Here is a 21241-nt window from a genome sequence, read left to right as displayed (position 1 = left end):
ATTCTGATTACACCACCAAAAAGGAGCACTCATGATTACCGGAGCAACCAAGAGCAAGGTAGACGACGTTTGGCAGAGGATGTGGGAAGGCGGCATCACCAACCCGCAGGAAGTTATCACCCAGCTTACCTACCTTATGTTCATCCGTTCGCTCGACGATAAGGAACTAGAATCAGAGCGCATGGAAGAGCTTGGCATTCCGCAGGAGTACCTTTTCCCTCAGACGTCAGAGGGGCAGGAGATGCGCTGGTGCTCCATCAAGAACATGGCGCCGGAAAAAATGCTCGAAGCCATACGGGACAAGGTTTTTCCCTTCATCAAAACCTTGCATGATGACACGCCCTTTGCACGCAGCATGCGTGACGCCACCTTCGGCATCAACAACCCACGCACCCTGCAGAAAGCAGTCTCGGGCATCGACTCTCTCATGAACGACTTCGAGAACGACATGGATGATCTCGGAGACCTCTACGAATACATGCTCTCCAAGCTTTCCACCGCTGGCACCAATGGTCAGTTCCGCACGCCCAAACACATCCGCGACATGATGGTTGCTATGGTCGATCCCCGTCCCGGTGAGCGCATCTGCGACCCCGCCATGGGTACGGCGGGCTTTCTCATCAGTGCCGCCGACCATCTTCGTAATGACTCAGCTATGAAAGACGATGACTGGACAGTCTTTGCCGGTGAGGCGGCGGAGAAGGACGCGGATGGCAATGTTGTTGCGGAGGGTCGTCATCAGTTCTCTGGAGGCGAGACCGACCAGACCATGTTCCGCATCAGCGCTATGAACCTGATGCTGCACGGCATTAGCCAGCCAGACATCAAGCTAGTTGATTCGGTAAGTAAGCAAAACACCACCAGCGACAAGTACGACCTCGTGCTTGCCAACCCGCCTTTTACAGGTAGCGTCGACACAGAAGACATCGCACCAAGCCTCAAGGCGATTTGTAACAGCAAGCAGACCGAACTGCTCTTTGTGGCGCTCTTTTTGCGTATGCTCAAAGTGGGCGGCCGCTGCGCATGCATCGTTCCCAACGGCGTGCTCTTCCGCACCAATTCCAAGGCGTATCGTCAGCTGCGCCAAGAGCTCGTTGACAACCAGCAGCTGCGCGCCATCATCTACATGCCAAGCGGCGTATTCAAACCCTATTCCGGTGTAAGTACCGCTGTACTTGTCTTCACGAAAACCAATGCCGGTGGCACTGACAAGGTGTGGCTCTACAACATGGAGGGCGACGGCTACACACTCGATGACAAGCGAGATATCGATGATGCCCACAACGACGTGCCAGACATTCTGGAGCGTTGGGCTCATTTGGAAAGTGAAGAGAAACGCGACCGCAAGCAGAAGAGCTTCCTCGTCTCCAAGCAGGACATCATCGACAACGACTACGACTTCAGCTTCAACAAGTACGTTGAGACTGAGTACGAGCGCATTGAATATCCTCCTACGGAACAGATTGTGGCAGAGCTCGACGAGCTGAATAAGGAAATGGCGACAGGTCTTGCAGAGCTCAAGAAGGTGCTTGGCGGTGGGCTAGATGACTAGCAAACCGCAATTTGTCGGCGAGCGAGTGAGACTTACATCTTTTGTTAGCGCTGCGGGCAAAAGAAATAAGGGTGCAAAGTGCACGGATGTATATAGTGTTACGAACTCACATGGATTCGTACCATCAACTGAATACTTTTCCAAAGAGGTCTTTAGCAAGGAACTGGAAGCATATCGCCTTGTCGAAAGAGGAATGCTTGCCTATAACCCGTCTCGTATTAACGTAGGTTCAATTGCACTACAAGAGTCTGCCGATAGAGTGGTTGTAAGCCCGCTCTATGTAGTCTTTTCGGTTGATACGAGACATCTGGCGCCGGGTTACCTGCTGCGATTTCTCAAGAGTAAGCCTGGACTCAACCAGATAGCGTTTAGGTCGTCTGGTACCGTGCGCAGCAATCTCAAATTCGATGCACTTAGCTTGCTTGAGATGCCCTTGCCTAGTATTGATGTACAGGAAAAAAGACTTGTTGTCTTATCGCGACTTGAAAAGCAGATTGAGGCAAGAGGAGAATTTATTGCTTCGCTCGACACCCTCGTCAAATCCCGGTTTATCGAGATGTTCGGGGACCCAATCGCTCTAAATTCGAATAAGAAGTCGCGCCTAGATAGCTTTGCCAAAATAATCACAGGGAATACCCCATCAAGAAAAAAACCTGAGTACTACGGCGACTATATTGAATGGATTAAAACAGACAACATCACATCAACCCCAGTGCTTACAAAGGCAGCTGAATCGCTTTCTGAGGACGGGGCATCTGCGGGCAGGATTGCTCCATCAGGAAGCGTGCTGATGTCATGCATTGCAGGAAGCGTTAAATCCATAGGCAAAGTGGCGATTGCCGATAGACCCGTAGCATTCAACCAACAAATAAATGCGATTATTCCTGCAGATGGAATCTTGACTGAGTATCTTTACTGGATGCTGTCGCTTTCAAAAGACTATCTTTGCTCTGATATCAACATGCAGCTCAAAGGCATCCTTAACAAAACAGCTCTATCAAGAAAAATGTTCTGCGTGCCCCCTCCATCTCTTCAGCAAGAGTTCGCGACCTTTGTCCGGCAGGTCGACAAACTGCGAGTTGTAGCAGAAGAGCAGAAGAAAAAACTCCAGACGTTGTACGACAGTCTCGCTCAGGAATACTTCGCGATATAGGACAACATCATGAATTTCAGCTTCCTTAAGGACATTAAAGAGTACGAGATGTTCTCTGGCGCTTGCGAAGATGCAGAACGCACCTTCGCATCAAGTCCCGCTATGTGCGCACTTGCATGCCGTAAGGCGATGGAACTTGCCGTCAAATGGGTTTATGCGGCCGACGAAACAATGAACGAGCCATGGCGTAGCAACCTCGCCTCCCTCATTCATGAGGCAAGCTTCAAGAATGCCATGGACACTACTACCTGGGGCCAGCTGCGCTACATCTGGAAGCTCGGCAACAACGCGGCTCACACCCAACGGCAAATTGATGCACGCGATGCCCTCGCTGCATTAGCAGGACTTTTTAACTTCGTTGAGTGGATTGACTACTGCTATGGGCCAAGTTACGAGGAGCGCCATTTTGATCCCAAGGCGATTCCCGTCCTGAAACAGGCGCTTGACGAGCAGAAACTGCGAAAGACCCTGCAGGAGAATGCAGAAAAAGATGCTCGCATAGCCCAACTGGAAGAGCAGGTGAGGGCACAGCGGGCACAGTTCAGCGAAACCAAGGAGCAGCGCCCCGAGGAAACGCATTTCAATCCGGATGAGATTCCCGAATATGAGACGCGCAAGCGCTATATCGATGTTGATCTTGAATATGCAGGTTGGAACCTCGATGACAGTGTAAAGACCGAGGCTGAAGTTAGCGGTATGCCGAACCCCACGGGTACTGGATTTATCGATTACGTACTTCTGGGCAGGAATGGCAAGCCCTTGGCAATCGTCGAGGCCAAGCGCACCATGTACGATCCCTTGAAAGGTGAGCAACAGGCTCGTCTCTATGCAAACTGCCTGGAAAAGAAGTACGGGTACCGACCCTTCGTCTTCCTCTCCAATGGCTTTGAGACGCGCTTCATGGATGACGGAACTGCTGCACCTCGTGCCTGTTCGGGCGTCTTTGGCAGAGAAGATCTCGAGCGCCTTATGAACAGGCGCGGTAAGGTAAAGAATCTTTCCACCGTGCCCGTCAATCGCGACATTGCTGGCGGCGGGCGAAACCGCTACTACCAGGTAGAGGCCATTGAAGCCGTGTGCCAGAATATGGAAGAAGGGCATCGGAGAAGCCTTCTCGTTATGGCCACGGGAACTGGAAAGACGCGAACCGCAGCAGGTTTGGTGGACGTGCTCTCCCGTGCGGGAGCGGTGACTAACGTTCTTTTCCTTGCAGACCGTGTTGCATTGGTTCGACAGGCAAAGAATGCCTTCCAAAACTACCTAACCACAATGACCGTGTGCAACCTTTGTGAGACCGATGACAAGGCGAAGAATGTCGATGCACGCATTGTATTCTCCACGTACCCCACCATATTGAATGCGGTAGATGACGTGAAGAGAGATGGGGATGCGCGCCTGTTTACGCCGGCTCATTTCGACCTCATCATCGTTGACGAAGCCCATCGTTCTATTTTCAAAAAATACCGCGCCATTTTCGATTACTTCGATTCACCGGTGGTTGGGCTCACGGCAACCCCCAAAGATGAAGTCGATCGCAATACTTATGACTTCTTCCAAGTCGAACGCGGTATCCCAACGTACCTCTACGAGTATGCGACCGCGGTTGAGAAAGACAAGGTTCTCGTCCCCTACTACAACATCGAGGTCCAGACGAACTTTCTCTCCAAGGGCATCACATATGACGAGCTATCGGAGGAAGATCGCCAGCGCTACGACGATGACTGGGAGGAAGCGCAGGGAACTTCCGCACCTGATTACGTCGAGGCAAGCGCGCTAGACCGCTTTGTATTCAACGAGCACACAATCGATCTCGTCCTTACGACCCTCATGGATGAGGGAATCAAAATCAAGGGCGGCGAGCACATAGGAAAGACGATCATCTTCGCCCAGAACCGCAAGCATGCAGAGATAATCGTCAAACGCTTCAACGAGCTCTATCCGAAGTTTGGCGCACAAGGTTTTTGCAAGCGCGTTGTGCACACGGACGATTACGCCCCAACTGTTATTACTGACTTCGAGACGAAGGAAATGCCCACCATCACCGTGTCTGTCGACATGATGGACACGGGTATCGACGTGCCCGAAGTCGTTAACCTCGTGTTCTTCAAGCAAGTGAAGTCGAAGGTCAAGTTCTGGCAGATGATAGGACGTGGAACCAGGCTTTGTGAGGGAATACATGCCCAAGACAAAGTGTCTGGAGAATACGAAGACAAGAAGCACTTCTTCATTTTCGACTGGTGCGGTAACTTCGAGTTTTTCCGCCAGGAGCAAAAGTTAGCAGAGGGTGCTAACCCGGAAAGCATGCAGGAGAAGGTTTTCAAGCGTCAGGCTCTGCTTGCCCAAGCCCTGCAGGGAGCAGATTTCGCATCTGATGATTACCAGGAGTGGCGCGTCCGAGTAGTCCAGGAAATGGCGGTTAAAGTCCAAAGCGTTAAGGAACCGCTTACTGCTGCGGTCAAATTGCACATCCGTGAAGTTGACAAGTTCTCGCAAGTTCCTTCATATCAAGTCCTCGAGGACGTAGATATAGCAGACCTCAACAAGGTCGCCCCTCTAGTGCGTGCAGATGGTGAAGAAGAGCTCTCATTGCGCTTCGATGCGCTCATGTATGCCTATATGGTGGTGCTCATAAGTGGAACCAACACAGAAAACCATCGCACACGCGTGGTGGGCATTGCCGTGAGGCTGCAAAATAAGGCAAGCATTCCCCAGGTGCGGGAGAAAATGGATCTCCTGAAACGCGTTACATCCGAGGGCTTCCTTGAGAGTGCAAGTCTAATCACGCTTGAAGAGGTACGCGTAGAGCTGCGTGACCTTATGAAGTTCCTCATCGGCGACAGCAGGCCTCTGATGGTGGAAACGCGAGTCACCGACTCCGTTGTTGGACGCTGCGAGGGCGATGCTATTAGCCCTAAAGAGGATTTCGAGGACTATAAGCTAAAGGTAAGTCGCTATATCGCTCAGAATGCGAACCACACGGTAATCGCCAAGATTCATCACAACCAACAGATGACTTCCTTCGAGCTCAATGAGCTGGAGCGTATTTTCACGGTCGAACTAGGTAATGAAGCGGACTATCGAGCCGCTTATGGTGACACTCCATTCGGGAAGCTTGTACGGCAAGTTGCAGGTCTTTCGCATGAAGCCGCGATGGATGCTTTTGCGGAATTTCTAGGAGACGAGTCTCTTTCGCGCCAGCAGATGGATTTCGTTCACAAGATCGTCGACTACGTAGAGACCAATGGCTTTATGGATTTGGCCGATTTGGGCAAGCCTCCATTTGATCAACCGCAGAGCTTCGTAAGGCTCTTCGACGGAAGAAGGCAACGACGCCTCGTGCAGATTATTCAATCGGTAAACGACAACGCTACCACGCCTGCCGCTTAACTGAGGGCGGACGTACGCCTAGGCCAAGCAAAATTGGCGCTAGTCGCGCCCGTCCGCCCGCATCCCTGCCTGGCCCATTCTGGAAAGGATGGGTTATGAACGAATACAAGCAGACAATCAGCAGGATTGAACACTTGATGGAGGGAGCACTGAGCGGAAGTCAGAGGGACCTCCTTCACGCAGTGTTGCGCCAATGCCTGGATGATGATGCGGCCAGGGCAGACGCAAAGACATCGATGAGCAATAAGCGGATGCTTGATGCGTTTTATGCAGCCAAGCGACTGGAGGGATGCTCTGAACGCACGATAAGCTACTACGCAAGTGTTCTGCATCATTACATGGTGAACATCACAACGGGATTTCGCCAGGTAACAACTGAGGAAGTGCGCAGCTACCTCATTGAGTACGGGCAACGTAAAGGCGTCTCTAAAATCACGGTCGACAACGTGCGGCGGGTTATCTCAAGCCTTTTCTCTTGGCTTGAGGCGGAGGATTACATCCTGAAGAGTCCTGTAAGGCGCATTAAGAAGATTCGTTCTCCTCGGAACATCAAGCCCGTAATCACTGATGACGAACTTGAAACCATGCGTGATGGATGTACATGCGTTCGAGATCTAGCGCTCGTAGACCTTCTCACTTCATCGGGTATGCGCGTTGGCGAGCTTGTGAGACTCAATCGAGAAGACATCGACTTTGAGGGCAGGCAATGCGTAGTGAGAGGCAAAGGCGACAAGGAGCGCAGAGTCTATTTTGATGCGCGTACTAAAGTGCACCTGCATGAGTACCTAAATAGTCGCCATGATGAGAACCCTGCTTTGTTTATTTCACTCGATGGAACAAAGAAGCGCCTTGAAATTAGCGGGGTAGAGCTGCGACTGCGCATGCTGGGCAGATCTCTCGGGCTTCCGAGGGTGCACCCACATAAATTCAGAAGAACCATGGCCACTCGAGCCATCGATAAAGGAATGCCAATAGAGCAGGTGCAGGTGTTGTTGGGACATAGCAAGATAGATACCACACTGTGTTACGCGATGGTTGACCAAGAAAATGTCAAACAAGCCCATCGAAAATTTATCGCCTAGGCAAAGAACGAACTGTACTGGTGATTCCATGCCAAACCGCAATTTGTCGGCGAGCGAGTTCGGCTTGGGGACATCGCAAACGTTACCACTGGAAACGTCGCACCGAAGGCAAGCGATTTTTCTGAAGAGGGGATTCCTTTTGTTAGGGCAGGTAGTTTATCTGGCCTTATCAAGAACGGCGATTACGATATGCTTGATAAGGTTGATGAGCCGACGGCAAAGCAGCTCAAGCTCAAGTTATTTCCTGCAGGAACAGTGTTGTTTGCGAAGAGCGGCATGTCATGCCTAAAAGGCTACGTCTATACCCTTGAACGACCATGTTATGTCGTTTCGCACTTGGCTTGCGTGACACCCAAAGGCTCCATGTCGACTTTTCTTCAGCACTACTTCAAATACAATAAGCCCAATCGACTAATCGAAAACCCCTCTTTTCCCTCCATCAAGCTGAGTAAGATCTCGGAAATTGAGATAGCCATTCCAAATGAGGAAACTTTGTCTGCGCAAACAGCCGTACTCAATAAAATCAACCAACAGATTGCTATAACCCAGGAGCAAACATCTCGCCTTGACACCCTCGTCAAATCCCGGTTTGTCGAGATGTTCGGGGATCCGATTGATGAAAGCTCGCCTTGGCCGCAACATTACATCAAGGACTTCTGCGAACTGCGAATTGGGCCTTTTGGTAGCTCGCTACATAAGCAAGACTACATCACTGGCGGGCACGCGCTTGTTAATCCGTCTCATATGGCAGGCAGAAAGATAGTTCCTGACAACGACCTCACAATCAGTGACAGTAAGTATGACGAAATGGAGACCTATCACCTTAAACCTGGCGATATTGTTCTTGGACGCCGAGGTGAAATTGGCAGATGTGCGGTTGTTTGTGAAGAGGGCTATTTGTGCGGCACAGGCAGCATGATTGTCCGTCCATCAGCGCAGTGTCGCCCTGATTATCTCCAACGTGTGCTGTCATTTCCGTCTTTCAAGGACGCCCTTGAAAGCAAAGCCGTTGGACAGACAATGAAGAACCTTAACGCAAAAATTGTTGGTACCACTATCGTCTCCCTTCCTTCACTTGATGCTCAGCAAGAGTTCGCGGCCTTCGTCCAACAGGCCGACAAACTGCGATTTGAATCTGGGCAAGACCGTTGCTTTCAATCGCCCGCATAAGCGTCATATTGAAGATGATGGACATGCTTTGAGCATAGCCAGCGCCCTGGGAGCCGAAGCTCCCAGGGATGCCCTGCGCTTAGAGCGTGCCGAGCGCGTTGAGGTGGTGACGGAGAAGCGCCCGACTCTCGCCGACGATGAACATGCTCACAACGTCGAACCTAATCCGGATTTCCTCGGAGTCCAGGTGCTCGACGAGGTAGGCAGCCGCGAGCCGTTCGAGCGCCGCGCGGTCCGCGTCCTCCTCGGGAAATCCCTCGCCGCCGTTCTGTGCGACCTGGCAGTGGACGAAGACCAGGTCGTCCTCGTCACGGGCGATGAAGTCGACGACGTCGCCGCCGACTCCATACGCAAGATAGGCGTAAGCGGCGCGAGGGGTACTCTCGAGGTCCTATTCCGCTACGAGAGGGAGCTGAGCCTCATACCCGTCGTCACCGAAGACGGGGTGGCCATAGCGCCCGATCCCAAGAAGGAAGGCTCGCAGAAGGCCGTGCAGACCCTCAAGGCATGGAAACGCATGAGGGACCAGCTTGCATCGGGCGAGATAGACGAGGGCGACTACGAGTCCTGGAAGGCCCGTTTCATGGGCTAGGGCAGAGCGTAGAGCGCTTACGGGGACGCTGCAGTGCCCCTTTTCTTTGCCGCAAATCGTCACTCTCGCATTACTATTGCCGGTTTTCGGGGGCCAAAACGGGCCCGAAATCGCCTATTGCACACGATGTTGAGAGTGACAAACGGCTTTCCGAATACCCCGAAAACGGCCCGGAATCGCCGGAAAACGAGAATTTTCTCGATTTGTCGCTCTTCACTTCTACCTGCGGCTTTGCGAAACGGAGGGCTGAAAAGGCGTGGTGACTACAAAATGACTACATGGTTCGTCCTAAAATGCCCATGCGGCTAAAAAACGCGATGAAAATACTCTTCTCGCTTTGGCATGTCTTGGCATCTAGTCACTTCTCTTTGCAACGGGTCGCAACGCGTCACCCCAACACAGTGGAGTGAAGAGTATTTCCGCGGGTTAACACCCATAAAACAAGCCCCAAAACTCGAAGATTTCAGGGCTTTCTAGCATTTTCCACTCCCCAAAAGTCCCAGTGGCTTTGTCTAATACAGGCTATTAGTTGCTAATCACCACGACTAGACGTGTAGGATGAGACTAGATGAAATGGGCTATTTCCCTACTCCCACTCTTCATATAAAGTCTGTTACCCATTATAAAATAAGCATTTGCAAGATTCTTATTCGCATACATTTTGTGTTTCCTTTATTTTTATAGGTACTTTTTAAGCAAAATACTTCAATAAAATAAATTGTACTAATTATCAACCCAGAAGGCTTAGATATTTTTCTTCTCTTTTTTTAAAAGCTGCTTCTCCACCTTCCATTATTTCACAAATTCCTTCTTTTATTACTTGTTCTTCTATACAGCCCGCCTTCTTATCTTTTCTAAATGTAACTTTGCCAAAGGAATCTCTATCTAAAATCAATATTCCTTCTGCATCTCCTAATACCGGTATATTGGGATTATGAGTTACTATAATTATTTGACGTTTCTTTTTCATTCGCCTAATGGATGTAACAACTAAACTATATATTAAACTGTTATCTAAATCATCCTCTGGTTGATCTATCACTAACGGGCTATCTCCACTATTAAGAATAAAAGCAAGTAGCGCTGCACTCTTTTGACCTGGAGAGCCATCATTTATATCAATTTCACCAGAATCCTCTAAAATTTTTATATTCACTTTATCTTCAGGAATTATTTTTACCATTGAACTTAATGTATCGTTCTTATGCTTATCTAACCATAGTTTATTAAACCTTGGATCGGTTTTTATATCTTCATAAAGACACTCTATATCTCCAGTATCATCAATTAATAAAAACTCAAGGAATTTTTTATAGTTTTCAAAATTATTAGTTTTTGATAAAACATTTTCTGATAGTTTTTCAAACTCAGAATCAAATATTCCTTCTTTACCAAATTCCTTTTGTAAATTTGCTTTCCATCTTGAAATATGCCCCAAAGGAACAATCTCAATTTTTATAGTATCAAGTCCTAACTCAAGGATTACATGTTTTCTTTTGTCAGACAATTTAATCCTTTTTTCCACAAAATCACATATAGATTGCCTAATTTTCTCTTTAAGAATCCGTTGTTGTTGCTGCAATTGATTTAATTGATCATAGCGGTTTCTATTATTTTGCAATTGATTTTGTATATAATCAATGTTCTCCCCACCGGTATTATTAACCTCTTCCACCGCTTCTTTATACTTTTCATAATCAACTTTTAATTTATTGTAAATATTTGAAGAATTAAATTTTTCTTCTAATTTGCTTAAAGAATCTATCTTATTATTAGCATGATTTATAATTTCATCGTTTATATCTTTTAATTCTGTAACTATTTGGATATTCTCATCATCGCTACCTAACTTTTCCAACAAAACTAAAATATCTCTGTTTAAATCTTCCTTTAGTTCTGAAAATCTTTGAATAGATTCGTTAATAACCTCTTTTTCAGTTTGAACTTTCTCATTAATTGTTTTAATAACATTATCAGTTTGTTCATATTCTGCACGAGCACTTTCAATACCACTAGCTTGGAATTTTTTTAGAATAGCCTCACTCTTTTCTATTTCGGCTTTTATTCCAGGCATATCTTGGATTTTTTTGCGATTAGCTTTGTAATTATTTGATAAGGATACCATGCTCGATATAGAATTTTCAATATCATCTTTATATGAAAACAACTCCGCTTTCACTTTATCATCTATCAATTTTATCAATGGGCTTATATCACTGCTACTTATATCATTATCATCCTCTATTAATCCAAATATTTCCTTTTGACCATAGAAGTCTATTTTAAATTCTGGTGGATTATCTACAACACCATTATCATCTTCTATTGTTAAAACAGTTTGCTTTCCACTCCTAATACAATTTGCCTTGTATGCTTTTACTTCCCCAAAATTAAAGAAAGTACTAATTGACCCGCTTTTATCAAAAGTTTTTTCCATTAAATTACATCTTTTTAAATCAGACTCATTACCTACGCCATAATTAATAGCTTCTACAAGTGTTGATTTTCCAGTTCCCCTTCCACCAACAATGCAATTTAGATGTGGTGAAAATCTTATATTCATATCAGTCATATGTGATATGCCCTTAAAGTTTATCCCTGATATATAATTAAATGATATATTGTTTGGATTATAATCTATGCCAATTGCTTCTAAATCCAACCAATTTATACATCTATGTTCAGGACCAATAAAAACTTGTCTTAATGCATTGAATGATAAATCTGAAACTTTAATCCACGTAAATATCTTTCCAAACCCTTCAATAGAATGTTGAGTCTCGTCTTTATTTGACGGATTGTCGGATCCAGTTACTAAAACAGCTTCATTAATCACTTTATTATTTAGTTTGTTTTTATATTCTTTAACATCTGTAGAATTTCTAACCTCTACGGCTGAAAACTTAACAAACTCTTGATATTTTTTTATTGCATTTGTTCTACATGTTCCTAAGCCTTTATTTGATGCAAAATGAGCAGGTATAACAAACACTTTATTTTCGTATTCTTGGCATAACTTTTTTAATTTATCCTCAGAAACATTTATCTCCGTATTTGCCCAATCATTTCTTTTTAATCCCAAACAACCAATGACTGCATCTTCAATTTCAGTCACTGACATTTTGTCATCAAAAATTATAAGTATATGTGTGAACTCAGCTGAAACACATAATTCTATACCATAGAAAACTTTAAAGAGATTACCCTTAATAGGATTAAGCTCCTCAAATTGATTTTTGACTTTTTCTATTTCACTAATAAATCCAACTGAATTATGATCAGTTACAACTACAGCATTCAATCCGCTATCTTTAGCAGCCTGTAACCATCTTGCTGCCGTAATAGATTTATCTGGGAAACACCTACTCTCTGGAGTATGCGTATGAAAATCAATTTTATACCATTTAGCTATAGCCATTTTAAAATTCCCCCTTCAAAAAATAGACTATACATCTTTCATCTTAAGTTATCGCACAAGCTTATTAATCATATTTACAACATCATCATCTTTAAGTTGCTTTTTCAAAGGAAACATTAATACCTTCTTTTTTTTCAGTTCTCCAAAGAATTTCTTAGCTGATTCAATTTTCAATTTTTCTGTAACACGCAATGTTGATTCCTTATCCACATCTTTGGTTTCAACAATCAAATTGATTTCAGTATCTTCATTTTTCTTAATGACATGCATAAAATCTGGGCTAGTTGTTCCACCAAAATACAGAGGCACCTGAACACTTCTTCTTGGAATTTTTCCGAACACTACAACCTTATCAATATTACTATCTTTGATGCTATCTTTTCCTTAGGACTATCAAAAATCACTTTGTCATCCAAGAAGTTATCAGGGACTGAAAGGTTATCATCTCTAATAATTCCTACTGCTCCTTGTACAATCTCATCTTTTGGCTCACCATTAATATCCATCAGAGCTGTTTCTAAAGAATCTACGCGCAAAGCCTTATATGAAAATCTCTTTAGAAAGGCTTCCTCAAACCAAGTTTGAAAGGCTTTAATAAAGTTAGTTAGTGTATTCTCCTATTAAAGAATGCTTTATCAAGCTTATTTGATTTATGATATTCACATAATGCTCTATGCATTACTTGCACAGGTAGTCCTGTATCAGACTGTATTTGTTTTAAAAAGTCTCCATATGGCATTACTTCATCTAATACATAATAATTTACTGTGGATTCCTTAAGAACTAATGCACCATTTTCTACACTTGTTTTTTCTCAATAATTCTTGCGATGACATCTTCCATAATTCCTTGATTTAATATCTCAAGGGTAGCTTCATATAATTCATCATCAGAAATCTTATCTAATGATAATATGGCGTTTAGTGCTACATCAACTATATTTGGTAAGGAGAAAAGTAAAGGTGCATTAGAAGGTATTATTGGTTCCGTTTATCAAACTACATTTGGAGAAGATATGTATCCATCTGTTCAAGAAAAAGCAGCAAACCTTCTTTATTTTATAGTCAAAGATCATCCTTTTATTGATGGATGCAAAAGAATCGCTACAAGTATCTTCCTACATTTCCTAAACAAAAATAATTTACTATTTGAGGATAATGAAAAAATAATTTCTGACAGCACCTTAGTTGCAATTACTTTACTATTAGCAGAATCAAAATCAGGAGAAAAAGAAATTATGATTAATGTAATTATGAATTTCTTGGAATGGTAATAAGGAGAAAATTATGAGGAGATTTATATATCTTGATACTGAAACATTAAATTCATATATTGCTCAAATATATGATGGGTTAATAAAAACGAATGAAGAAAATACACAACAAATTAACGAATCCAGTAAAGAATCTTCCCACTCAATTAGCCCAAATGCAGCTATTGATTTCACCCTATTGGGTAAAGGAATAGAAGGGAAAGTTGAATATATCTTTAAAAGCTTAAAAGCAAATAAAGACAGTACGTTGATTAACAAAGTTGAAACAAAAATGTTACATGACAATGCTTTTAATTTATTAATTAATCACATAAATAAACATGAAGATTTAAAAGACGGAAATATAGGTAAATTCATAGAACTTTTCAACTCATTTTATATTCTCGATTTCTTATACTACAAAGAGTTATTTAGTGATACAAATTTTATAAATTTTTTAATTGATTCATCTATGGAAAATCTAATTAAAGAAACCGAAAATGAAAAATCAAAATTAACAACTGGAACACCAAATAAAAAGCAAATAATTAAAGAGATAGATAATAAACTTGCAGCATTTAGAAAAGAGCAAGAATCAGAATATAGCAATGCGTTAAAATTAATTGACATCATAACAAAAATAATACCTTATCAAAGAGTTCTCTGTATAAATGATTGTATTGTTACTTTGTCAGATGAATTTATTCGGGATGATATACAAATGTCATCATTTAAATATGGCGGAAAAATAAAAGTATTTGGTTATATTACAAATATTATTCATAGAAATATTAAGCAAAATTTGCCAATATTTGCAGAAATAATAAACCAAATAAACTCAGCTATTCTCCCTGAAATTATAAATAAAGACGAAGTTAAAATCATTCATCCTATCGCAATCTACTATGAATAAAAAATTAAAAGCCAGCAGAATTTACACTCTGTTGGCTTAATTATTTTCTCTTGAAAGAGGCTTACCACTTTTTTCTTATGAAAAAGTACTTCAAAAATACTTCAGCTAACCACTTGAAACCTTAGAATAATCAATAATATCAATGGTTTCGATGAGTGCTTAGGCTACTCCCACTCAATAGTCGCAGGTGGCTTAGGAGTAATGTCGTATGCTACGCGGTTAACACCAGCAACCTCGCTAACAATCCTAGAAGAAATGCGAGTTAGCAGCTCATATGGGAGCTTTGCCCAGTCAGCGGTCATAGCGTCACTGGACTCAACGGCGCGCAGGATAACTGGACGAGCATACGTGCGCTCATCACCCATAACACCAACGGACTTAATGTCGGGTAGCACAGCAAAGTACTGCCAAACACTGTGCTCGGAGTTACGATCGCCTGTCTCGTCAAAGAGCTGAGCATTGTAAGCGTCAATCTCTTCTCGGACAATTGCATCTGCGTTGCGAAGAATTTCCAGCTTTTCTGGGGTAACGTCACCAATGATGCGGATAGCAAGACCAGGACCTGGGAAAGGCTGTCTGTAGACAAGGTTCTCTGGCAGACCAAGAGAAACGCCCAGCGCGCGGACCTCGTCCTTGAAGAAGTGATCCAGAGGCTCAATCAGGTCAAAGTGAACGCCTTCTGGGAATGGAATCAGGTTGTGGTGGCTCTTGATGGTTGCAGCCTTACCGCCCGTCTTACGAGCGCCAGACTCAATAATGTCAGGATAAATGGTGCCCTGTGCCAGGAACTGAACGCCATCCAGCTTCTGAGCCTCATCAAAGAAGACCTTCCAGAACTCGGTACCAATCAGACGACGCTTCTTCTCTGGCTCAGTAACGCCAGCTAAAAGCTCTGCGTAGCGCTCCTCCGCGTGAACGTGAATCAAAGGCACGTTAAACTGCTTGCAGAAGACCTGCTCAACCATCTCTGGTTCGCCCTTACGAAGCATACCGTGATTGACAAACACGCAGGTCAGCTGATCACCAATAGCACGATGGACAAGAGCGGCAACAACGGAAGAGTCTACGCCACCGGAGAGCGCCAAAATGACACGTCCATTACCAACCTTCTGGCGAATCTCCTCCACTTTCTGCTCAATGATGTTGTCCATAGTCCAAGTCTTTTCAAAGCCACAGATATTAAATAGAAAGTTAGAAAGCATCTGGGAACCACATTCGGTGTGGTTGACCTCTGGATGAAACTGAGTTGAATATAGATTCTTAGCAGCGTTTTCCATAGCTGCAATAGGGCAAACGTCGGTAGAAGCGGTAACGGTAAAGCCATCTGGAACCTCAGAGACAGCGTCGCGGTGGCTCATCCAAACGGTCTGCTGCTCAGCGGTGCCGTCAAAAATACGACTCTCCCCTGCACGAGTCAGATGAGCTGGGCCATACTCGCCCTTCTCGGTATGTCCAACAGTGCCGCCCAGGGTAACCGCCATAATCTGCTGTCCATAGCAGAAACCAAAGACAGGAATACCAAGCTCCAGAATCTCTGGGTCAATCTTTGGCGCGTCCTCGGCGTAAACGGAAGCAGGGCCGCCGGACAAAATAAGCGCAGATGGATTAAGCTCACGAAGCTCATCTGCGGAAATATCACAAGGAACAATCTCGGAGTAGACGTTAAGATCGCGCACGCGACGTGCAATTAACTGGCCGTACTGGGCACCAAAGTCTAGAACTGCAACAAACTGCTTGGGCCTGGACTCACTCATGCATAACTCCGCTTCTCCGGTTTCCCGGTCACTCTTGGATTCTGCGCCGGCGCACAATGTCGCACGTATGGGCACATATCTCTACCACGAATTTATTGCTATTAATAATACCTTCAACCAGCCGATGGCACCACAAGAGATTGCCCACGCCAAAAAGTCTTCTTATTCTACGCAAACAAAAGACACTCGTATTTCCTTGGCAAGAAACCCCATGTGCTCAAAATAGTCTTCATATATGTACAAAAAGGATATACACAGATTCTCAACTAAATTCTCCTTGTATTGATACAAAATGAATACATCAATAGCAAAGGAGTCCTGATGAACAAACGACTGTTAAAGCTTTTTAGTTTTGTCCTCGTTCTTGCTCTATCGCTTCCTCTTGCAGTGAAATTAGCTTTTGCTGAGCCCACAAGCGTTGAAGGCGCAACGGGCGCCCCTAAGGCGGTTGTTGCAACCATTACAGACTTTAGAATTGAAGACCGTTTTGGTAACCCAACCACTGTTGTCAACAAGGCAAATCTTTATGCCATTGCAATGAACTGGGACGCCTCTGCTAATGCTCATGTTGAGCCTGGTGACTACTTTGACGTCACCCTTCCTGACACTATGAGGTTTACTGCGGCTCATCCTGCATCTACCTTCAACATCACTGATGCAGCAACTGGTGAGGTTATGGCAGTTGCTCACGTCAGCCCAGGTGCTGATGGTTTTGGCGGAACCATGCGTGTTGTCTTTACCGACTACGTTAACAATCACACTGACCTGCGTGGTAGTGTCCGTCTTGGCTTTACCATTAATTCAGAACGTATTCAAACAGGTACCGGCAAGACCTTTAACTTTACTGTTTCTGGCAACATTGTTCCTGTAACGTTTGACGTCACCGCTCTTGGCGTTATTGATACCGAGTATCTCTATAAGTGGGGAAAGGTTATCGAAGGCAACGCAAACGAGATTCAGTGGACTGGTCGTATCAACTTCTCCCGCGGTAACTTCAACAATGTCCACCTTCACGATCAGCTCCTTGACTGGGGTGGCGGAGACCTTCCTGCAGAGATTACCTACGTTCCAGGCTCTTTTGAACTTTGGACTGGTGTCTTTGATGAGTACGGTTCAACCATTCCAGGTACCGCTCACCGTGTTCCAATTACCGACGACATGATTACCATTTCTCCTGATGGTAAGTCGTTTGATCTTGATCTTTCCGGCGTAGACTTCAGTAATGGTCAGAGCTATAAGTTTATGTATCGAACCACCTACGTTCCTGGCGTTGCCCTGCGTAACCTCATCAAGATGTATTCCGATAAACCTGAGTACAGCTCTGACTGGGTCTGGCGTAATGCAACTTCCAGTGGAGAAGGTACTTCTACTATCGTCGCTCGCATCCGCGTCATTAAGGTTGATAAGGATGACCACAACACCAAGCTTGCGGGCGCTGTTTTTAAGGTAACCAGCGTTGCTGATCCAACCAAGACCTGGACTATCACCACAGGTGAGGACGGCACTGCTACTACCGAAAAGCTTCCTGCAGGCACTTACACTGTTCAAGAGATTACCGCTCCTAACGGTTACGAACTTAGTACTGATACCTACAACTTAACCGTCTCTGCAACAAGCGGCGTTATCAAGACTGTTGAGAACGAGAAAACCCCAACCGTTCCACCAACCACCCCGCCGAACACTCCACCTGCAGCTCCTCCATCAGAGACTCCAAAGAAACCTAAAAAGAAGCAATCTAAGCTTCCAGAGACTGGCGAAGTTTCCGAGATTGCTCTTGTTGCAGTAGCTACTGTTGGTAGCGTTGCTTCAACTCTTGGCTATGCTCTAAAGAATCGTCACCGTAAGTAATACAAGCTGCACGAACTTCTCGCGTAATAAATCCCTGCTTCACTTGTTGGAGCGGGGATTTTTTGTGGCAGGTTTGTTTCTATGAAGCACAAAAACGCAAAATTGCGTATAGTAGATGTTTGACAAAACGCATTGGGCAAATCGCAGATTAAATACAAAGGAGCCCCAATGGCCAGAAGGTCACATTCATCTCAGAATCGCGGTCGCAACAGCCGTGATAGATACGAAGATACCCCTGAGTACGATACAGAGGACTTCGCACAGGACGATTATGACGCATATGATCAGGGTGGCTATCAGCCTCGTACGCTGGGCAGTGTTCGAAGTGCTGGTGCTAGCTCTGCTCGCAATAATCACGCAGAATCTCACGGATCCAGGTTTACTCGCGAGCCGTTGATTGGCCAGACCAATGTGGGTGACGAGTGGCCAGAGGATAACCCTGCTACGCAGCCAAGAAACGCCCGCTATGCATCACATCGTGCTGGCGCCGTCAGCCATGCTCCTTCACGTGCTGAGGGCGTTGGTGCGTATTCCAAGAAGCGCCAAGGATCTTCTCGCGGTCGTGGCCTTAAGATTTTTGGGGGCATCCTGGGAACGTTGCTACTGGTAGCAGGTATAGCGTTTGCCTGGTGGATGTTAGATACCAACTCAAAACTCCGTCAGGGTCTGGACGCAAACTTGCAGGCTACGCTGGTACAAGTTGCTCCATCTGATCCATTCTACATGCTGCTTCTTGGCGTGGATAAGGACGAGGGACGCGCAGAGAACTGGGGTGATTCCAACGCAAACTTCCGCGCCGACACTATCATTCTTGCCCGCGTAGACCCAAAGAACAAGAAAATTACGTTGATTTCTATTCCACGAGACACTATGGTTGACCTGGGAGAACACGGAAAACAGAAGATTAACTCCGCGTACAGCTACGGCGGTGCGTCCGGAATGGTCGAAGCCGTTTCCAAACTGGCAAACGTTAATATCTCGCACTATGCCGAGGTAGACTTTGAGTCATTCACCAAAATTGTGGACTCCATTGGCGGTATTACGGTCAACCTGCCCGTAGCTGTTTCCGACATGCAATATTCTGGCATCGATCTACCCGCGGGAGAGCAGCAGCTTAACGGACAGCAAGCACTTGGCCTTTCTCGCAGTCGCCACGCGTACGACAATTACGGCGCCGGCGACTTCTACCGTGCGGCTAACCAGCGCATGATTTTAACGGCTATTGCCAAGAAAGTCCTAAAGCTGGATCCTGTTTCTATGTCGGGAGCTGTTTCCACCATGGCTGAAAGTGTAACCACCGACTTTAACGTTACCGATATCGTAGGCTTAGCTATGTCTTTAAGAGGCCTGGACACCTCCAAGGATATGTATTCCGCACGTACGCCGACAACGTCTGAGCTTATCGATGATGTCTGGTATGAGATTGTTGATAAGGACGCGTGGAAGACCATGATGGACCGCGTAAACCAGGCGCTGCCTCCTCTGGAAGATGCAAGTACCGATGAAACCACAGGTATTGCTGGTACCGTTGCAGGTGACGCTTCCGCAACCGACAACATTAAGCCGGACTACACCGGAGAAGTTGCCGTACTCAACGGTACCGATGTTCAAGGACTTGCAGCTCAGAAGGCTGGCATCCTGAAGACAAAGGGTTACACCGCCTACGCCGACAGTTCGCAAGAGCATCCAAGCAACTCGATTATTGTCTACGACGGCACACGCACAGGCCTGGCTAAGGCTGTTGGTGTTGCAAAGGCGCTAGACATCCCTACTGCAAACATCAAGGCAAACGACGGTACCTACCCCACTGACACGGACATTACCGTGGTCCTAGGCACCGATCAGGCACCAAAGCGTTAACGACTCGCAGTATCGCGCATCCCAAGCAATGCGCGGTCGGAAGCAACAACATGCGACCAACAGCGCCACCACACTCCACACAAAAACGGGCGAGAAGACCGATCTTCTCGCCCGTTCTACGTTTACTGTTAGCGTTTTTGTTGCTTAGACGTTAAAGCGGAAGTGCATGACGTCGCCATCCTCGACCACGTAATCCTTGCCCTCAATGCGCAACTTGCCTGCAGCTTTGCATCCAGCCTCGCCGCCGAGCTCCACGTAATCGTTGTAGCTGGCGACCTCTGCCTTGATGAAGCCGCGCTCAAAGTCAGAGTGGATGACGCCAGCAGCCTCGGGAGCCTTGGCGCCAATGCGAACGGTCCATGCCCTAACCTCCATAGGACCAGCAGTGAAGTAGCTCTGCAGACCAAGCAACTTGTACGCTGCCTGAGCAAGCGTCTCCAAGCCGGAGTGCTCAAGTCCCAAGGACTCCAGGTACTCTGCAGCCTCCTCTGGATCAAGGTCAGCCAGCTCAGCCTCAACACCTGCGCAAACAGGGATTGACTGGACGCCATTAATAACAGGAGCTGGCTCGGTGAGCATGTCTTCGTCAACATTCGCAACGTACAGGATTGGCTTCATAGTAAGCAGGAACAAATCCCTAGCAGCCAGGCGCTCCTCGTCAGTCATCTCCATGTCTGCGGCACGATTACCCTCATTCAGCCACTCTTGAAGGCGCTTTGCCACGTTGAGCTTGGGTTGGAGGTCCTTATCGCGCTTGGCCTCTTTCTCCAGTTTAGGCAGAGCACGCTCAATAGTTCCCAGGTCAGCGAGGATAAGTTCCGTCTGGATGATGTCCACGTCCTCGTCAGGATTGACGCGGCCCTCGACGTGAATGACATCAGGGTCTTTGAAGTAGCGAACAACCTCGCAGATAGCATCGGTGTTGCGAATGTTTGCTAAGAACTGATTGCCCAGGCCTTCGCCTTCGTTTGCACCTTTGACCAGGCCAGCGATGTCCACAAATTCAACGGTTGCAGGCATAATACGACCAGGATTAACAATCTCGGCCAGTTTCTGGAGCCTTGCGTCGGGCACGTCAACAATTCCCACATTAGGGTCGATGGTAGCAAACGGATAGTTTGCAGCCAGACCACCTTTGCGGGTCAGTGCGGTGAACAGCGTAGATTTACCAACGTTTGGCAGACCAACGATACCAATTGAAAGCGACATGTGAGTCCTCTTATTGTCGGTGGACGGTTACGGTTACTTGTGTTTCTCGCG

The 21241-nt window shown here is 46.0% G+C and carries 15 protein-coding genes and 1 pseudogene; 11 read left to right on the top strand and 5 right to left on the bottom strand.

Translation table 11 applies throughout. The annotated features are described in order from the left end of the window. Positions 1-31: 31 nt before the first annotated feature. The 7 genes and pseudogenes from APAR_RS01055 (at position 32) to APAR_RS07080 (ending at position 8936) form a co-directional block, all read left to right on the top strand. Positions 32-1552, top strand: a complete 1521-nt coding sequence (locus tag APAR_RS01055) for a type I restriction-modification system subunit M (RefSeq protein ID WP_012808292.1) — start codon at positions 32-34, stop codon at positions 1550-1552. Further along, positions 1545-2705 (top strand): restriction endonuclease subunit S, encoded by a 1161-nt coding sequence (locus tag APAR_RS01050; protein WP_012808291.1) that lies wholly within the window; start codon positions 1545-1547, stop codon positions 2703-2705. The genes APAR_RS01055 and APAR_RS01050 overlap by 8 nt, the downstream gene beginning before the upstream one ends. 9 nt (positions 2706-2714) lie before the next feature. Further along, on the top strand, positions 2715-6092 hold the full coding sequence (locus tag APAR_RS01045; protein ID WP_012808290.1) for a DEAD/DEAH box helicase family protein: 3378 nt from the start codon (positions 2715-2717) through the stop codon (positions 6090-6092). A 95-nt stretch (positions 6093-6187) separates the two neighbouring features. After that, the gene (xerA, locus tag APAR_RS01040; protein WP_012808289.1) at positions 6188-7174 is read left to right on the top strand and encodes a site-specific tyrosine recombinase/integron integrase; all 987 of its coding nucleotides are present in this window, start codon (positions 6188-6190) and stop codon (positions 7172-7174) included. Between the two features lie 66 nt (positions 7175-7240). Continuing rightward, positions 7241-7720: pseudogene (locus APAR_RS07470) on the top strand (restriction endonuclease subunit S); the annotation flags it as partial. Positions 7721-7771: 51 nt separating this feature from the next. Further along, positions 7772-8344 carry a restriction endonuclease subunit S gene (locus APAR_RS07465; RefSeq protein ID WP_280990952.1) on the top strand — a complete coding sequence of 191 codons (573 nt, stop codon included), beginning with the start codon at positions 7772-7774 and terminating at the stop codon, positions 8342-8344. Positions 8345-8372: 28 nt separating this feature from the next. Then, on the top strand, positions 8373-8936 hold the full coding sequence (locus tag APAR_RS07080) for a hypothetical protein (protein ID WP_012808288.1): 564 nt from the start codon (positions 8373-8375) through the stop codon (positions 8934-8936). Between the two features lie 730 nt (positions 8937-9666). Here APAR_RS07080 and APAR_RS01020 read toward each other — a convergent pair. From APAR_RS01020 to APAR_RS07340, 3 genes are read right to left on the bottom strand one after another with little or no spacing between them, the layout of a single operon-like run. After that, on the bottom strand, positions 9667-12354 hold the full coding sequence (locus APAR_RS01020) for a TrlF family AAA-like ATPase (protein ID WP_012808287.1): 2688 nt from the start codon (positions 12352-12354) through the stop codon (positions 9667-9669). 48 nt (positions 12355-12402) lie between these two features. Further along, on the bottom strand, positions 12403-12696 hold the full coding sequence (locus APAR_RS01015; protein ID WP_143714095.1) for a restriction endonuclease: 294 nt from the start codon (positions 12694-12696) through the stop codon (positions 12403-12405). Continuing rightward, positions 12696-12860 carry a hypothetical protein gene (locus APAR_RS07340; protein WP_169302130.1) on the bottom strand — a complete coding sequence of 55 codons (165 nt, stop codon included), beginning with the start codon at positions 12858-12860 and terminating at the stop codon, positions 12696-12698. Before APAR_RS07340 ends, APAR_RS01015 begins: the two co-directional genes overlap by 1 nt. A gap of 407 nt (positions 12861-13267) precedes the next feature. Between APAR_RS07340 and APAR_RS01010 the strand changes: the two genes are divergently transcribed. After that, the gene (locus APAR_RS01010) at positions 13268-13627 is read left to right on the top strand and encodes a type II toxin-antitoxin system death-on-curing family toxin (RefSeq protein WP_081433503.1); all 360 of its coding nucleotides are present in this window, start codon (positions 13268-13270) and stop codon (positions 13625-13627) included. 13 nt (positions 13628-13640) lie between these two features. Then, positions 13641-14519, top strand: coding sequence for a DUF6414 family protein (locus APAR_RS01005; RefSeq protein ID WP_012808286.1), 879 nt, complete (start codon positions 13641-13643; stop codon positions 14517-14519). A gap of 164 nt (positions 14520-14683) precedes the next feature. Here APAR_RS01005 and guaA read toward each other — a convergent pair whose 3' ends face one another. Continuing rightward, positions 14684-16273, bottom strand: coding sequence for a glutamine-hydrolyzing GMP synthase (guaA, locus tag APAR_RS01000; protein WP_012808285.1), 1590 nt, complete (start codon positions 16271-16273; stop codon positions 14684-14686). 321 nt (positions 16274-16594) lie between these two features. Here guaA and APAR_RS00995 point away from each other — a divergent pair, with 321 nt between their 5' ends. Together APAR_RS00995 and APAR_RS00990 are read left to right on the top strand one after the other, a co-directional pair. After that, positions 16595-18121, top strand: a complete 1527-nt coding sequence (locus tag APAR_RS00995) for an Ig-like domain-containing protein (protein WP_012808284.1) — start codon at positions 16595-16597, stop codon at positions 18119-18121. A 168-nt stretch (positions 18122-18289) separates the two neighbouring features. Continuing rightward, positions 18290-19981, top strand: coding sequence for an LCP family protein (locus tag APAR_RS00990; RefSeq protein WP_012808283.1), 1692 nt, complete (start codon positions 18290-18292; stop codon positions 19979-19981). Between the two features lie 144 nt (positions 19982-20125). On the opposite strand, the gene ychF is transcribed toward APAR_RS00990, so the two are convergent. Continuing rightward, positions 20126-21190 carry a redox-regulated ATPase YchF gene (ychF, locus tag APAR_RS00985; protein WP_012808282.1) on the bottom strand — a complete coding sequence of 355 codons (1065 nt, stop codon included), beginning with the start codon at positions 21188-21190 and terminating at the stop codon, positions 20126-20128. Positions 21191-21241 lie beyond the last annotated feature (51 nt).

Source organism: Lancefieldella parvula DSM 20469, assembly GCF_000024225.1.
GTDB classification, from domain to species: Bacteria; Actinomycetota; Coriobacteriia; order Coriobacteriales; family Atopobiaceae; genus Lancefieldella; species Lancefieldella parvula.
The sequence above is the reverse complement of the archived record's forward strand: the minus strand, read 5'-3'. Positions and strand labels throughout refer to the sequence as shown.

Bases quoted from the DNA above. Each gene is read 5' to 3' on its own strand.
- APAR_RS01020 (WP_012808287.1), bottom strand. From the start codon at position 12,354: ATGGCTATAGCTAAATGGTATAAAATTGATTTTCATACGCATACTCCA.
- guaA (WP_012808285.1), bottom strand. From the start codon at position 16,273: ATGAGTGAGTCCAGGCCCAAGCAGTTTGTTGCAGTTCTAGACTTTGGT.
- APAR_RS01050 (WP_012808291.1), top strand. From the start codon at position 1,545: ATGACTAGCAAACCGCAATTTGTCGGCGAGCGAGTGAGACTTACATCT.
- APAR_RS00995 (WP_012808284.1), top strand. From the start codon at position 16,595: ATGAACAAACGACTGTTAAAGCTTTTTAGTTTTGTCCTCGTTCTTGCT.
- ychF (WP_012808282.1), bottom strand. From the start codon at position 21,190: ATGTCGCTTTCAATTGGTATCGTTGGTCTGCCAAACGTTGGTAAATCT.
- APAR_RS01045 (WP_012808290.1), top strand. From the start codon at position 2,715: ATGAATTTCAGCTTCCTTAAGGACATTAAAGAGTACGAGATGTTCTCT.
- APAR_RS00990 (WP_012808283.1), top strand. From the start codon at position 18,290: ATGGCCAGAAGGTCACATTCATCTCAGAATCGCGGTCGCAACAGCCGT.
- APAR_RS01055 (WP_012808292.1), top strand. From the start codon at position 32: ATGATTACCGGAGCAACCAAGAGCAAGGTAGACGACGTTTGGCAGAGG.
- xerA (WP_012808289.1), top strand. From the start codon at position 6,188: ATGAACGAATACAAGCAGACAATCAGCAGGATTGAACACTTGATGGAG.
- APAR_RS01010 (WP_081433503.1), top strand. From the start codon at position 13,268: ATGGCGTTTAGTGCTACATCAACTATATTTGGTAAGGAGAAAAGTAAA.
- APAR_RS01005 (WP_012808286.1), top strand. From the start codon at position 13,641: ATGAGGAGATTTATATATCTTGATACTGAAACATTAAATTCATATATT.
- APAR_RS07465 (WP_280990952.1), top strand. From the start codon at position 7,772: ATGTTCGGGGATCCGATTGATGAAAGCTCGCCTTGGCCGCAACATTAC.
- APAR_RS07340 (WP_169302130.1), bottom strand. From the start codon at position 12,860: ATGGATATTAATGGTGAGCCAAAAGATGAGATTGTACAAGGAGCAGTA.